Annotated in this window: 18 protein-coding genes and 2 pseudogenes; 18 read left to right on the plus strand and 2 right to left on the minus strand. The window is 40.5% G+C overall.

Going from position 1 to position 14,448, the window contains the following annotated elements; translation table 11 throughout:
* Positions 1-264: pseudogene (locus BUB37_RS21825) on the minus strand (IS110 family transposase); the annotation flags it as partial.
* 223 nt (positions 265-487) lie between these two features.
* Here BUB37_RS21825 and BUB37_RS19830 point away from each other — a divergent pair.
* From BUB37_RS19830 to BUB37_RS19845, 3 genes are all read left to right on the plus strand, one after another.
* Positions 488-964 (plus strand): cupin domain-containing protein, encoded by a 477-nt coding sequence (locus tag BUB37_RS19830; protein ID WP_034669023.1) that lies wholly within the window; start codon positions 488-490, stop codon positions 962-964.
* A 576-nt stretch (positions 965-1,540) separates the two neighbouring features.
* On the plus strand, positions 1,541-1,864 hold the full coding sequence (locus BUB37_RS19840) for a DUF1801 domain-containing protein (RefSeq protein ID WP_212635336.1): 324 nt from the start codon (positions 1,541-1,543) through the stop codon (positions 1,862-1,864).
* A 65-nt stretch (positions 1,865-1,929) separates the two neighbouring features.
* On the plus strand, positions 1,930-2,178 hold the full coding sequence (locus tag BUB37_RS19845) for a toxin-antitoxin system YwqK family antitoxin (protein WP_072995616.1): 249 nt from the start codon (positions 1,930-1,932) through the stop codon (positions 2,176-2,178).
* A gap of 200 nt (positions 2,179-2,378) precedes the next feature.
* On the opposite strand, the gene BUB37_RS19850 is transcribed toward BUB37_RS19845, so the two are convergent.
* Positions 2,379-2,573 carry a hypothetical protein gene (locus tag BUB37_RS19850; RefSeq protein WP_072995619.1) on the minus strand — a complete coding sequence of 65 codons (195 nt, stop codon included), beginning with the start codon at positions 2,571-2,573 and terminating at the stop codon, positions 2,379-2,381.
* A 75-nt stretch (positions 2,574-2,648) separates the two neighbouring features.
* On the opposite strand from BUB37_RS19850, the gene BUB37_RS19855 reads away from it, so the two are divergent.
* From BUB37_RS19855 to BUB37_RS19930, 15 genes and pseudogenes are all read left to right on the plus strand, one after another.
* Positions 2,649-3,887 carry a DUF418 domain-containing protein gene (locus BUB37_RS19855; RefSeq protein ID WP_072995621.1) on the plus strand — a complete coding sequence of 413 codons (1,239 nt, stop codon included), beginning with the start codon at positions 2,649-2,651 and terminating at the stop codon, positions 3,885-3,887.
* 155 nt (positions 3,888-4,042) lie between these two features.
* Entirely contained in the window at positions 4,043-4,618 is a 576-nt protein-coding gene (locus BUB37_RS19860; RefSeq protein ID WP_072995622.1) for a Crp/Fnr family transcriptional regulator, read from the plus strand.
* Between the two features lie 62 nt (positions 4,619-4,680).
* A complete protein-coding gene (locus BUB37_RS19865) occupies positions 4,681-5,124 on the plus strand; it encodes a methyltransferase family protein (RefSeq protein WP_072995624.1) in 444 nt (147 codons plus the stop codon).
* Positions 5,125-5,478: 354 nt separating this feature from the next.
* Positions 5,479-6,315: a three-Cys-motif partner protein TcmP gene (gene tcmP / locus BUB37_RS19870; RefSeq protein ID WP_072995626.1), complete on the plus strand. Its 837-nt coding sequence runs from the start codon at positions 5,479-5,481 to the stop codon at positions 6,313-6,315.
* A gap of 2 nt (positions 6,316-6,317) precedes the next feature.
* Positions 6,318-7,043, plus strand: coding sequence for a DUF5131 family protein (locus tag BUB37_RS19875; RefSeq protein WP_072995627.1), 726 nt, complete (start codon positions 6,318-6,320; stop codon positions 7,041-7,043).
* 154 nt (positions 7,044-7,197) lie between these two features.
* On the plus strand, positions 7,198-8,133 hold the full coding sequence (locus BUB37_RS19880; protein ID WP_094766813.1) for a DUF6929 family protein: 936 nt from the start codon (positions 7,198-7,200) through the stop codon (positions 8,131-8,133).
* 68 nt (positions 8,134-8,201) lie between these two features.
* Complete coding sequence (locus BUB37_RS19885) at positions 8,202-8,498, plus strand: hypothetical protein (protein ID WP_072995630.1); 297 nt, start codon at positions 8,202-8,204, stop codon at positions 8,496-8,498.
* A 110-nt stretch (positions 8,499-8,608) separates the two neighbouring features.
* Entirely contained in the window at positions 8,609-9,082 is a 474-nt protein-coding gene (locus tag BUB37_RS19890; RefSeq protein WP_072995633.1) for a hypothetical protein, read from the plus strand.
* Between the two features lie 82 nt (positions 9,083-9,164).
* Positions 9,165-9,902 (plus strand): annotated as a pseudogene (gene nfi / locus BUB37_RS19895) (deoxyribonuclease V).
* 46 nt (positions 9,903-9,948) lie between these two features.
* Positions 9,949-10,545: a T6SS immunity protein Tdi1 domain-containing protein gene (locus BUB37_RS19905; RefSeq protein WP_072995639.1), complete on the plus strand. Its 597-nt coding sequence runs from the start codon at positions 9,949-9,951 to the stop codon at positions 10,543-10,545.
* 84 nt (positions 10,546-10,629) lie between these two features.
* A complete protein-coding gene (locus BUB37_RS19910) occupies positions 10,630-11,289 on the plus strand; it encodes a DUF6304 family protein (RefSeq protein ID WP_072995641.1) in 660 nt (219 codons plus the stop codon).
* Between the two features lie 182 nt (positions 11,290-11,471).
* A complete protein-coding gene (locus BUB37_RS19915) occupies positions 11,472-12,023 on the plus strand; it encodes a DUF3592 domain-containing protein (protein ID WP_072995644.1) in 552 nt (183 codons plus the stop codon).
* On the plus strand, positions 12,020-12,511 hold the full coding sequence (locus tag BUB37_RS19920; RefSeq protein ID WP_072995647.1) for a DUF3592 domain-containing protein: 492 nt from the start codon (positions 12,020-12,022) through the stop codon (positions 12,509-12,511). The genes BUB37_RS19915 and BUB37_RS19920 overlap by 4 nt, the downstream gene beginning before the upstream one ends.
* A gap of 150 nt (positions 12,512-12,661) precedes the next feature.
* The gene (locus BUB37_RS19925) at positions 12,662-13,756 is read left to right on the plus strand and encodes an ATP-grasp domain-containing protein (protein WP_072995648.1); all 1,095 of its coding nucleotides are present in this window, start codon (positions 12,662-12,664) and stop codon (positions 13,754-13,756) included.
* A 20-nt stretch (positions 13,757-13,776) separates the two neighbouring features.
* Positions 13,777-14,349: a DUF3592 domain-containing protein gene (locus BUB37_RS19930; RefSeq protein ID WP_072995649.1), complete on the plus strand. Its 573-nt coding sequence runs from the start codon at positions 13,777-13,779 to the stop codon at positions 14,347-14,349.
* The last annotated feature ends 99 nt before the right edge of the window (positions 14,350-14,448 follow it).

Here is a 14,448-nt window from a genome sequence, read left to right on the forward strand (position 1 = left end):
GGCAGGATTGACCACTAGGGAAGACCAACCATAGGACTCGAAACAACGATGCGCCGAATACCCACAGCAGCCGGCCTCGTAAGCCGTAACGACTTCATGATCGGCGAAATGTTTATCAACATAATCTTTAAGTTGCTCCGGGTCCGGATCCATCGAAAATGACTTGCCTGAAAACAGATCTGTAGCGCAATGCACTTTCCAACTTCTCTTGTGAATGTCGATCCCAATGTATAACTTCGGTACAGCAGTAATTTGAGTAACCATATCTTTAATTTTTAGTTCACTTTAAAGATACTCGACTTACTGCTTTTTCATCGATGCTATAAGTAATTGCTTGTTCTCGCCTACTTCTGAAAATCCTCGCGGATTTTCAGTCTGGTGTGTACTTGCTAAGTTAAGTGCTAAACCACGCAACTACTCATAGCCGAGAACGTTGTACGCAAGCATGAAAATCGGAACAAACAAGAAATATATGAAAATCAAGAAAATGAAAAAATCAATTTTCCTCCTATTACTTTTAACCTCTGTATCTGTATTTTCCCAAAACTCAGATTACAAGGTATCCTCCTATCTAACGGAAGGAACAAAAGCACCAAATACTCATTATATCGGAGAAGCTTGGTTGAATGCTATTATCCACGATGATGAGGAATTGGGTTATAATATTACAAAAGCAACTTTTAAAGCTAACTCGACCTTGGACTGGCATAAACATGGAACTGCGCAAGTCTTAATAATTGTAGATGGAGAAGCATATTATCAGGAGAAAGGAACTGCGCCTGTAATTTTGAAAAAAGGCGATGTAATTAAATGTGAGAAAGACATTGAACATTGGCATTCTTCTACCAAATTTAGTGATGTAACATATTTAGCTTTATATGGTGGTGGACAACCAACTTCTTGGACTGAAGTAGTTACGCAGGAGTATTATGATGAAGTAGCCGAAAAACTAAAGGGTAATTGAAATAACACACTCGGACGGAAATGCCAACGTACAACAATGCCTAAAAACAATACGGGCTACGGGTTTTGACGAATGGCTTGCGTATTTTTATGAAGTCCGCCAAAACAATTGGATTTTGGGATTTTAAAAGAAAAAAATAAAATCAAAACAAAAGGTTTCGGCTAATCGCTGAACGGAAAGCAAACGCCAGTTTGCTCCCGTACTGTTCTTAGCCGAGCCGATGGTCGATGATACCTCCGGCCCGTAAAAAACCGGGCGGTCGAGGCCGCCGCCCTACCTTTTTTTCCTACCATCGACCATCGGCCAGACAGTACGACTGCACATTCGCCCATAAAATTTGCTATATTCAATCCAAGAAAACCCGGACGGAACCGTTCGCGGTCGGTACCATCGACATCACCGCCTATAGCGCATGTGCGTCTAATGGCGACCCCTTGCCAGGGTATGCAAAGCATACCTCGCAACTCGCCATAGCCGTCTGGCCGTTGACGGTCATTTAAACACAAAAAAATGGACAAATTAAATAAAGAAGTTTCTGAATTTCTTGACGGATTGAATCATCCATTGTGAGATGAAATTGAAAATTTACGTCATATAATAATAAATGCAATAAATGGCTTAACGGAAAATGTAAAATGGAACGGACCGAATTATTGTTATGAAGATAATGACCGAATAACAATGAAAATTCAGCCACCAAAGCAAATTCAATTGATTTTTCACAGAGGTGCTAAAAAACAAGAGCAGCCAAAAGAGAAAATTATTCAATCAAAGTCAAAACTTTTGTTGTGGAAAGAGAATGACAGAGCAATTGTAACGTTCAAAAATATGTCAGAAATTGAGAATGGAAAAACGGACTTGACATCAATTGTAAACGAATGGATTTTAAAAGCGAAATAAAAAAACGAACAGCCAATAATGTTGGGGTTACTTAAAGAAACTTCCAAAATAATTAGAATAACCGAATGATGAAAAATAAGAACGAACCAAAAAAAAGTGAAGTAATTGATGGTTATACCATTAAGTATCACGCAAACGGACAAACAATTTGGTCAAAAGGAAAAGTTATAAATGACCAACCAGAAGGATATTGGGAATGGTATCGCATTGACGGAACAATAAAACGTTCAGGACATTTTGATAAGGGAGAACCAGTTGGGGAATGGACAACTTATGATAAAGAAGGAAAAGTATATAAAGTGACAAAAAAATAAAAAACGAACCGCCAACATTGGCTATAAGTAATTGCTTGTTCTCGCCTACTTCTGAAAATCCTGGCGGATTTTCAGCTTGGTTTGTACTTATGAATTTTCGTGCTAACCCAAGCAACTACTCATAGCCGAGACCGATGGTCGATGATACCTCCGGCCCGTAAAAAACCGGGCGATCGAGGCCGCCGCCCTACCTTTTTTTCCTACCATCGACCATCGGCCGGACAGTACGACTGCACATTCGCCCATAAATTTGCTATCTTACATCCAAGAAAACCCGGACGGAACGCTTCGCGGTCGGTACCATCGACATCCCCGGCGATAGCGAATATGCCTCCAATGGCGATTCTTGCCAAGGTCTGCCACGCAGCTCGCCATAGCCGTCTGGCCGTTACCATGCATTAAGGTCAAAACCTCGTTATCGAAATTTTTGCCAAGAATATCATTTCTCTTTCAAATAAAATATTGAACTAATGACATCTAACCAACCAATAGAACCTAAACAAAGAATTGAAATTCTGGACATCCTCAGGGGTTTCGCTTTACTTGGAATCATTTTCATGAACATGGGATTTTTTAGCGGATACGTTTTTATGCCCTTTGATGACCTTGAACAAATAACTGATTTTCAATTGGATGAAAAATTATATTCGTTTTTAGATGTCATAGTCACAGGAAAGTTTTACACCCTCTTCTCACTTCTTTTTGCCGTTGGGTTCTATATTCAATATGAAAAGAACAAAGAAGATTCCATTAATTTTTTAAAAACATATCGAAGAAGACTATTTTTTCTGTTGTTGATAGGATTTTTGCACAGTTTAATTTGGTTTGGAGACATTTTACTTGCCTATTCGATATTTGGTTTTATCCTCATTTTATTCCGGAATGTCAAGTCAAAAAATCTTATTCTCTGGTCGTTGTTTTTCCTGCTATTTCCCCTTTTAATCGATTTATGTCTCTTGCCATTTTCCGAGGCTTTAAGTTCTGCTAGTCCTGAAAAAACGGCTGCCCTGGCCCATGTTCAATATCCGGATATGACCGTTGAAGCAGTTATACGTACATTCCAGAATGGTTCAATTGCAGACCTGTTCATTTTAAACATTCATCATCTTGTCTGGAAATACTTAGGTTATATCCCATCAGGGGGGTATTTTAAATTCCTTGGAATTTTTCTTCTTGGTTACTATTTCGCTTCAATTGAATTTTTTACAAAAAAATCAAAATCAACATTATTGTTAATAACCAGTTTAACCGTAGGTCTTTTGGCTACTTTTTCAGCTAAAATAATTGGTGGAAGTTCCTATATGTTCCCACCAACTCCATTAAATATTCTTTATAAGTTCTTAGTATTGGCTGGCCAAATATTTATGTGCATTTTCTATATAACTTCCATATCTAAAATCGTTCAAACTTCGATAGGTAGAAGAGCATTTGGATATTTGATTCCTGTGGGGAGAATGGCCCTGAGCAATTACCTGTTTCAGACTTTGATCATGATTATTATATTTTACAATTTTGGATTTAACTTAATTGGTAAAATCGGTTTATTGCATACATCAGGTATTGCTATTCTTATTTTGGTATCGCAAATTATTCTTAGCCATATCTGGTTAAGGCATTTCAAATTTGGCCCCTTGGAATGGATTTGGCGTAGCCTGACTTATAAAAAAAGGATACATATCCGTTATCCAAATAACTATTTAGCCAAATGATGGCATTAACCCATGGTAATAATGTATTAAAATAATAGCCTAAATAGTAGTAAATTCAAGGGTTGTAGCCCGCTTCAACTTTCTTGTAACTTGAAAGGTAAGTGCCACGCAGTCGGCTACCATTCTTATACTGACCGGGGGCGGTAATTTTGAAAATGGTAACAGAAATTACAAATTCGATAAAACAACTAACCGATTTGACGGAATCGGAAATTTCTAAATTTACCGAAATATCGAATATTAAGACCTTTAAGCCGAAATCTCATTTTATTAGAGCTGGTCATACTCCAACTGAATTTGGATTCGTAATAAGGGGGTTATTCCGGTACGTTTATATTTCCAAAGAAGGGAAGGAATATACAAAAGTCTTTATGCCGGAAAATAGCTTTATAAGTTCATATTCTGCAATGATTTCTAAATCACCTTCCTATTTTTTCATCGAAGCTATTGAAGATTCGAAAGTTTTGATCATGTCATATAACAATTGGCAAAAACTCAAAGAACAAAACCCAAAATGGAATTTGTTACTAGTAAAATTGTTGGAAAAAGGATATGCAACCAAGGAAAAAAGGGAACGGGAATTTTTGTTGCTAGATGCAGAAAATAGATATAGAATCTATTTAAAAGAATACCCAACATTAGAAAACAGGGTTAAGCAACATATGATCGCATCCTATTTAGGGATAACCCCCATAGCTTTAAGCAGAATAAGAAGGAAAATGAAGGCATAAACCTATGTTAATGCAAATGGGGTTACGGTCAAATACCTTTGTTAAAACAATAAAATTAAGGTATGAAAAAGATACTCCCGCCATTTCTTTTCTTATTCTGCATTATAATTATGGTTGCCATTAGGAAGCTCATAATTATTAAGGAAATTATTCCAAAACCATATAATTATTTTGGAGTGGTATTATTGCTATTTGGAATCGTAATGACGGTTATTGTCAGAAAGGGATTTGAAAAAATCGGCACAGAAATACATACATTCAAAAATCCCAGGAAACTTGTAACCCATGGACTTTTTAAATTAAGTAGAAACCCCATTTATCTTGGTTTCGCTCTAAGTTTATTTGGAGTTTGGATTCTTTTAGGTACAATTCTTCCAATGGTTGGGTGCTTACTTTTTATAATAGTAACCAACAGTTACTATATTCCATTCGAAGAGCGAATTATGGAACATACTTTTGGGAATGAATACAAAAAGTACAAGGAAAAAGTAAGAAGGTGGATATAAAAACTTCCGCCAACACAAGTAACCCTTGCACGCCCCGCAATCATCAAAACAACACCCTGCAACTCCCCACTTCAACGCCCTGCAAGTCCCCCGCTTCAACAAGCTCAGTGCGGCGCTTTGAAGGGGGTGCCCGAAGGGCGGGGGATGTTTAACAACACCAGTTACAGCCCCTCTTGTACGGAGTACAAAACCACTTCATTTTAAAAGGATTACGCTTTTCTGTAAGAACAAAATTGTAAGAATTTTTATATTCGTATGGGTTTGGCTAGCGCTAGCTATGGCTTTTATACCCAAATTATATGTGCAATTGTACACATATATAGTTGTTAACTGCAATATGAAAAAAACTGGGTCATGAATGAATTTGGCGGAAATTGGACAAAAACCAAGATTGAGATTCTTGTCGACTATGCGAAAGCATATTTGCAAATAATGAAAGGTAAAGACTTTTTTAAATTATTATATTTTGATGGATTCGCAGGTTCAGGTTCGATTATCAAAGATAATAAAGTAGATATTGACATTACTGTTGGTGCAGCGAAAAGAATCGTAGAAATTGATAATCCTAGACCTTTCGATAGATACTACTTCGTAGAAAAGGATGAAGAGAACATAGAATCCTTAAAAGAAGTCACACAAGACTCGTTTCCTAATAAACAAATATTTCTTGTGAACGAAGACTGTAATAGAAAGCTAATTGACCTCTCAAATTATTTAAGAAACCCAGAAAATAAATCAGTTAGGACTTTAGCATATATTGACCCGTGCGGAATGCAAGTAGAATGGCGTTCAATAGAAGCTCTTAAAGGTCTTAATCTTGATATGTGGATTCTTGTTCCAACGGGTTTAGGTGTCAACAGACTTCTAAAAAAAAATGGACAGATTTCAGAAGCATGGTTAAAACGACTTGAGAAATTTTTAGGTATAAGTAAAACCGAGATTACAGATTTATTTTATACAAAAAGTCCAACTCTTTTTGAAGAATTCACTCATATTCAAAAAGAAGATAAAGCGATTGAAAAATCAGCAGAGTTATATGGGAATAGATTAAAAGAGGTATTCGATCATGTTTCAAAACCATATGAGTTGAGAAACTCGAGTAATTCAGTGATGTATCATTTATTCTTAACTTCGAACAATAAAACAGCAGTTAAAATTGCTAATGACATAGTAAAAAAATACAACGGATAAATATGGCACAATCAAGTATCGAATGGACGGAAATGACTTGGAATCCAACAACTGGTTGCACCAAAGTTTCTCAAGGCTGTAAATTTTGCTATGCAGAAATAATGTCTAAAAGACTGCAAGCAATGGGTGTTGAAAAGTACAAAGATAATTTTGAGGTTAAAACTCACGAAGAGGCCTTGAAAACGCCATACACTTGGAAGAAATCAAAAGTTGTTTTCGTAAACTCAATGAGTGATTTATTTCACGAAAAAATCCCCCTTGAATTTATACAAAAGGTTTTTAAGGTAATGAATGAAAATCCGCAACACCTTTTTCAAGTTTTGACCAAAAGAGCCGAAAGACTAAAAGAACTTCATCAAGAATTAAAATGGACTCATAATATTTGGATGGGTGTTTCAGTTGAAGAACAAAAAGTGGAAAATAGAATTGACTTTCTGAGAGAAACAAACGCAAGGGTAAAATTCCTATCATTAGAACCTCTAATCGGACCACTTCCAAATATGAATCTTGACAATATTGATTGGGTTATTGTTGGTGGAGAAAGCGGACATAATCCAAGACCAATGGATGCAGATTGGGTACTTGATATACAAGAGCAATGTGAAAAAGCAGATGTTGCATTTTTCTTCAAACAATGGGGCGGAAGAAACAAAAAGAAAAACGGCAGAGAATTAAATGGTCGAACCTATGATGAAATGCCAGAAATGGAATTGCAACATAGCGTCTGAAAAGAAAGGTCTGTGCCCAACAATAGCACTCCATACACCCCCCTAATTCCCCAAACAACCTCCTCCTTAACCGCTTTCTACTAAGCTTTACAGGTACGGGCAAGGCCTTCCTGTTTTCAATATGTATTTTAGCGGGAGAAAATTCAGATAAGAAATGAAAAGAACCGTTTTACTATTGGCCTTGGTATTCGTCATGGCTTCTTGTAAAAACCACCCCTTGGCCATTGAGGTTCTGAACAGTAAGACCATAAACGACTTCCCCAGCGGCTCGGGCCTCGTTGCGGTGGAAAACGGTTTTTATGCCATTGGCGACGACTCGCCCTTCCTGTTCCAGATCAACACCGAAAACGAGGTCGTTTCCAAAACGCAGATCCATGCCGCCCAAGAGGTAAATAAGGGTAGGATATCAAAAACGGACAAGCCCGATTTTGAGTCCTTGGAAGTGATCGGCAAAAATGAATTGGTCGCTTTTGGGTCCGGCTCCAAATCCCCCCAAAGGGATGTCTTTTTACATATCTTCCTAGAAGACAGCCTTCGCATCAAAACCTATGACATTTCCCCTTTCTACGATAATTTACGAGCCCTGAAAGCCATGGAAAACGAAGCCCTTAACATAGAGGCCGTGGCCTTTCAAAATGATAAGATCTACCTTTTTAACCGGGGCAAAAACATCATTTTCGAATTTGTTTATACCGATTTTTTAGCCTATTTAGAGGGGTCCGCGCCTTTTCCCAAGCCGGTGCTAACGGAGTTTTCCCTGCCAAAGATCAATGGAAGGGAATCGGGCTTTTCGGGGGCTACCATCGTAAAGGACACCTCGATGATCCTTTTTACCGCTTCGGTAGAAAACACCGCCAACGCCTATGACGACGGGGAGGTATGGGGCAGTTTTATCGGTACCATCCCCATCTCCAACAATAGGGTTCTAAATTCCTACGGGGCAACCCGAATTCCGAATATCGGGGAGCCCTTAAAGGTAGAATCCGTAACCATAGCCGATAAAATAGGACCCCATAAATATAAAGTGGCCTTGGTCACCGATGACGACAAGGGGAATTCGATAAAAATCGATTGCCAGATCAACTTATAGCGAACCGTCTTAAAACAATTTTGGCCTAACCATCGTTCTTATCGTAGAAGACCTAAGCTTGCATTACAATGAAGAATATGATTGCACTATTTCTATTTCTGATCCTGCCGATTTCCAGTATTGGCCTGCTGTTTGTTACTGATTCCAACCCCCAAAGAAAGCTGATTCTCAACGGCCTTTTGATCCTTAATGCCATTGTATACCTGCTCCCCATTGCCTACGCCTATTTTAATACCCCAAAAGGGGGCAACATGTGGGACGAGAACGGTCCCGGGGCCGTATTATGGCTCTATATGATCCTGCTTCCGCTGTGCGTAATCGCCCAAGTGGTGCTTCTCATCTTGAAAATCGTGAACAAGTCTTGAGTACACCGGCCTCCTCAACCCGATAAAAAAATAAAATTTAAATTAATGGTCTAAAAGTACCCGAAACGAACCAACGGATAAGAAGACCCGATCAAATACCTTATTCCAATATGAACAAGATTTACATTTTATGGCTCTTTTTGTTAGGGACCTTAAACTTAAATGCGCAAGAAAATCCCGAAGGGGAATACATGAACGCCTATGTTGTGGTATCTGACACTTCGCAAAACTATTTTGAACTAAGGCAAAAAATGTTCGACCTGCACGAGAAGCTAAAAATAAAGATCGATACCATGGGAAGGGGATTCAACAAGGAGAAAAACCGAATTTGCCTGCCCGAAGACGATGAGGATGAAATTTATGCCGGTCAATATTTTATAAGGCGTTATCCTTCAGAAACTTTAAGCCTGGAGTATTTGAGCTATTACACCGAAGGGCCAAAGGCAGGGGAAAACACCATGGCCTTGGTGACGGCCATCACCGATGACAAGGAAGAGGCGGACCAAAAACTACTGGAAGTAAAAAAACATTCCGACAAGGCGTTTATCGTAAACAGCCGGATCTATATGGGATGTATGCACTAAAGTCCGATCAATTCAAAAGACAGTGCCGACCCCTTGAAATTGAACGAAGGCTTCTCTTGCGATTTACGAAAGAACATCAAGAATGAACAAAGATCTATACGAAAACGATAAGGGTTTATGGCCCTATTTTGTCGAACAAAATGAATTGAGGAAAGAGGTAATCAAGGAAAATTGTTTGCCCAATGCGATACGGTTCGTTGCGGGAGTGGATGTCGCATACAATGAAGGGGAACAGCGAATGATAGGTGGGATCGTAGTGCTGCAAAAAGACACCTTGGAGGTAGTGGAAGAATCTTACCACGAGATGGACATTACCTTCCCCTATGTACCTGGGTTATTTTCGTTTCGGGAGGTTCCTCCCATCGTGCAAGCCTATCACGATTTGAAAATTAAACCGGATGTCATCGTTTGCGACGGGCATGGTATAGCCCACCCAAAGGGTGTGGGCATGGCGACCCATTTGGGTGTTAAGTTGGATGTGCCGACCATTGGGTGTGCCAAAAAACGACTGGTCGGCGTTTGGGCCAAGGAGGAATTGGAAGCCCGAAGAGGTTCCGCCGTTCCCTTATATTCCGAAGAAAAGATAGTCGGCAATGTTCTTAGAACCTAAAAGGACACCAAACCGGTTTTTGTAAGCATTGGGCACAAGGTAGATTTGGAATTCGCCACATCCTTGGTCTTGGAACTTTGTCCTAAATACAGGTTGCCCGAAACCACCAGAAAAGCCGACCATCTGGTAAATAGCCTAATGAAACATACCACCGTATCGGATAATTTGGACCCCAAGGACAATAAAACCGCCCCTGGAACATTTAAATAAGACAACATGCCGCCAAGACAAGGCTTTACCCAAAACCGAGCCCTAAATGAGCTTTTTTAAAAAATTATTCCATAAAAACACCGAAAACAACAACGAAACGGGAGAACCCAAAACTAGTACCGTTCCCGTACCCGACGATATCATCGAGGAATACAAGAACAAAGTGTCGCCTTATTTGATAGATCTATGGAAATCGAAGGGTTTTGAAAAATATGACGACGGATTGATCACCTTGGTGAATCCCAAGGATTTTGAGGCTTCGTTATGGACCTGGTTGGGGAAGGAAGTGGAAAATTATGTCCCGTTTGCGATCAGTGGTTTTGGCGAATTGTTCTATTATAGAAAACTGACGGAAACCGATGAAGATGTCTGTATGATCGATATCCAATACCGAAAAATAGAGACCTTGGTATGGAGCCTTGAGTCCTTCTTTACCGACTTTATGACCAACGATGAAAATAGGGAAGAATGGTTAAGGGAATCGTTGTTTAAAAAAGCGATTGCGGAACTGGGTAGTCTGGGCAAGCATGAAGTATTTACCTTCGCTCCCGTTTTGGCCTTGGGCGGCGCTATGGAAACAAAATACCTAAAAAAGGGAAATGCACAGGTATATCAAGATATCGTCTTTCAAATGACCCAGTAAGAAGTGGCCGGAACCAACAAGGCCTTTGCAATGCCACATAAAGCCAACAGAAAGCTATAGTTGTTTTAGAGAACCATGTCTTACATGAGAACATACCCCGTAACATATAAAGACCGATTTGGGGAGGAAAGCACCACGATTTTATCGGATGGAAGTACCATGTGCCTCACGCTAAGGGCCATTGAATTCAAGGGAATCGATTTTGAAATGTTGTCCGGAAAAATGGACCATACCCAATTTGAATATGAAAAATATCAGGACGGTACGGGGTATCTGACCAACTTTGAAATGGACGTACAATTCCCCATTAAAATCAATTCCGGCACTATTGCAGATTCAGGGGAAATAACGGCACATATACGTACGGGCAGGGAAAAAGAAACCCTTGTGTCTTTGGAACTGACCACTGCGTTTGGAAAATTTCTGAACAGCAAAAAACACGAATGGTTCGAAGATGCCCTTATTGAAATTCAACAACTATTACCTCAAAAATGCCGAATAAAAAGTTGTTTAAGCTGTCGCTATAGCAACTATCATCCCATAGGCAACGGAATGTTCGGGGGACTCCATTGCTTTAGGAACTTAAAATGCGAAGCCCGGCATGTTTCCAATAAAGGTGAGCTAATGCTGCTATGGCAAAAAGGGGAGGAAGAAAACAAGATCTTCAACGTACAGGAAATTTACGATTGCCCTGAGCATGCCTTTTTGACCCAAAAAGATTGGGCCTATAAAAGTTGGTCGTAAGGGCCAAGGCCCCACGGGGTGAAAAAGGCCGGATGGGCAAAGATGCCACCAAGTCCCAAATATGTATTTTGGTACCGATGGCAAACAAAAAAACGGAAAATACGATCAACGAATACCACTTGAACTGAAATCGACCCGACCGGCCCCAATGACCATCCGCGATTTAAAGGAGTATATAACCAATGAAACATCTGATCAAGGCCTTATATTTTTTAACGTTGACCATACTTTTTCTTTTTTTGGTACTGCAGGTAGTTCTCAGTTGCTATTCTTTCTATAAACCGCTGCAACGGATATTGGAAAACAATAGGTTTCTGTGGGAAAAGCGAGTCGCAAATATCGAGTTGGTCGAACTCGATAACCGTCCCAATCCCGATATGCCCAAAGAAGCGTCGATGGTCTTCCCCATCCAGGAATGTAAAATCAAATATGCTTACGAGTATAAGGGTAAACATTACAGCAATACGCAAATAGGCCTTAATACCAAAAAAGAATACGATAGTAAATTTCATACAGAGCTGTACGGTAAATTAAAAGAGATGAATACGGTAGCTGTTTACGTTAATCCGGAAAATCCGAAACAATCGTCCCTTCTTAAATACGACCTTGACCTAAAGGATATTGGAGCCGGCATTGCCCTGTTCATTTTCCCTTTGCTTCTGGGCTATTGGATATATATAGGTAAAAAACATCCGGCCAATTATCTAGCGGACCAAATAAAAACGCTGTCATGACCATCACATTTTTTATCGGCTTCACGGTTTTCTTTTTTGGGGTAAGCTCCTATATACTTGATAAGGGTTCGAAAAAATGGTATCGCACCCTAGGAAGGGTTACGCATTCTGGAATAAAAGAGTGGATCCGGACAGATTCGGAGGGCCGAAAAGAAATAAGTTATAGGCCGGATTTGGAGTATGCTTATCGCCCAAACGGCCAAGAAAATGAAATTATCGGTAAAAAACTTTTCCCTTATTTTGAGTTCTGGTCTCCCAATAAAAAAGAGATAAAAGCCATATCGGACAAGTTAAAGGAGGGAAGCCAGGTCTATATATTCCATCATCCTAAAAAACCCACCAAATCCTGTCTGATTGTGGGACACAACTATTATGTGTATTACGCCATCTCGGCCGGAATGTTCTTTATGATCCTTGCCCTTGTCATATGGATCTATGAGCTAAGCGAAGACCTTACCCTGGTCTTGGATCAAATTACCGCAAGATAGTCGGGCCGGCGAAAGGGCCATCCAAACACATGGGTATGCCCCCGCCAACACTATACGGAGCCAAGGCGAAAGATCGCCAAAAAAATATAAAATAGTAGCTTTGGGCCCTAAAGAACGAAACTGGACAAGGAGTATAAAAATCCATACAGCATGATTGCAATTTTGTACCAAGCCCAACCATCCCCCATAAAGAACGGCATACAAAAACCCATGAAACCGGGCGGATATTCCGACAGTGGTGCCGATATCGCCTTCGAATTGCATTCCAGGGGCGTAAAGGTGTGTACGCCGGTAGACCGGCCCCACATTGAAAATGATCGGGACTGGGTTTTTCCGGACACCGAGGAGGGAATTGAAAATGCGATCCGTAAAGGGGCCAAAATACTTTGGTTGAATACCGTACTTTACAAAGGGCACCCTATAGGGAAGTTCTTTGATCGCGATATGGAACTTGTAGGGCAATTGCCCCATCAGGTAGATACGTACGACGATAAATGGACTACCAACAAATTATTGAGGGAGCACGGTATTTTTATTCCCAAAACCGCTTTAATAACCCAGGACCAAGGCAAGGACTACGATCAACAAGACCTCAATTTTCCCGTGGTCGTAAAACCCATTCGTGGTAGGGGAAGTCAAGGGGTTGCCCTGGTCAGGGACAAAAACGAACTGGACGCCAAACTGGCAGATCTGTTTTCAAGTGGGCAATACGGCTCGTCGGTATACATAGAACAGTTTTTAAGCGGACAGGAAATAACCCTTACCGTAATGCCTCCGGGAGCTTATTATATAGAGGGTGAAAAACAACACTTTGAAGCCCCCTGGTGCCTTCCCCCTGTAAAAAGGTTTAACCATAAAGATGGGATCGCCCCCTACAACGGGGTTGTGGCCGTAGTGGAGAACAGTGCCCTGTTGGATGACGGGGAACGGCGTTCCAAAGAAATTACGGATGCCTGCCGCCAGTGCGAAAAAGCGGCGGAATTGTTAACTATTAAAGCCCCCATAAGAATCGATTGCAGGGCCGATGAAAACGGTCGCTACTTTCTGTTCGACCTGAACATGAAACCCAATATGACCGGACCATCGAGGCCCCATAGAAAAAACCAGGATAGCCTGTCCTTATTGGCTGCCAGAGGTATGGGGTGGAACTACTTTGATCTACTCCAAAATATGCTCCGGCAACGTTGGAAGGCCCCTAAATCACGACAGGCAAAGAAGCCGAACACGACCGGTTCTATAACATAAAACCTCGACCGATCCCAAAAATGAACTTCGACCATTGGAATTATAGTATCACCGCCACCCTGTTTATCCTTGTACTTACGCCCTTGGCCCTCTATTTCGGTTACTGGCTGTTGATAACGGGAACGATAGGAGCCCTTAAAATGCTTCAGAGCAAAAAATGGCAACCTGTAATCGGAAAAATAATAGCCGCCGAAATTAGATTCAACACCTACAGTAACGATTCGAGTATCAGTACAAATTTTAGATTCGTACTTAAAAAAACATATACCTATCGTTTTAAGGGAAGGGTGTTTACCTCAGACCAAACCTTGGCCTCCGATTACCTCTATGACAAAGAATTCAAGACTCTGGAAAGGTTCCCCAAAAAGTATGGGGACTATAAAGAATTCCCCGAGTATATGGCTTTAGAAAAAATGTCCGCCTCCGTAATAGGCCGGCCCGTAACGGTATATGTAAATCCGAACCATCCTGCCTCGGCCTGCTTGGAAAATAGGTTCGAGAAGGAAATCTTCCTACCGATTTTTATGGGGGCCATCTTAAGTTTCTGGGCTACCTATTTTCTTTTTACCCTAGTCGGCAGTTTGATGCGGTAGGCAGAACCGCTACAAGATGGCGGTTGCGACCGGTTTGGATCCCTGGGGCCGAGTTTTTTTTGAATTTAGGCTTTCGGCACAATATCGATTCCGGGGCGG

It is taken from the genome of Pseudozobellia thermophila (assembly GCF_900141855.1).
GTDB classification, from domain to species: domain Bacteria; phylum Bacteroidota; class Bacteroidia; order Flavobacteriales; family Flavobacteriaceae; genus Pseudozobellia; species Pseudozobellia thermophila.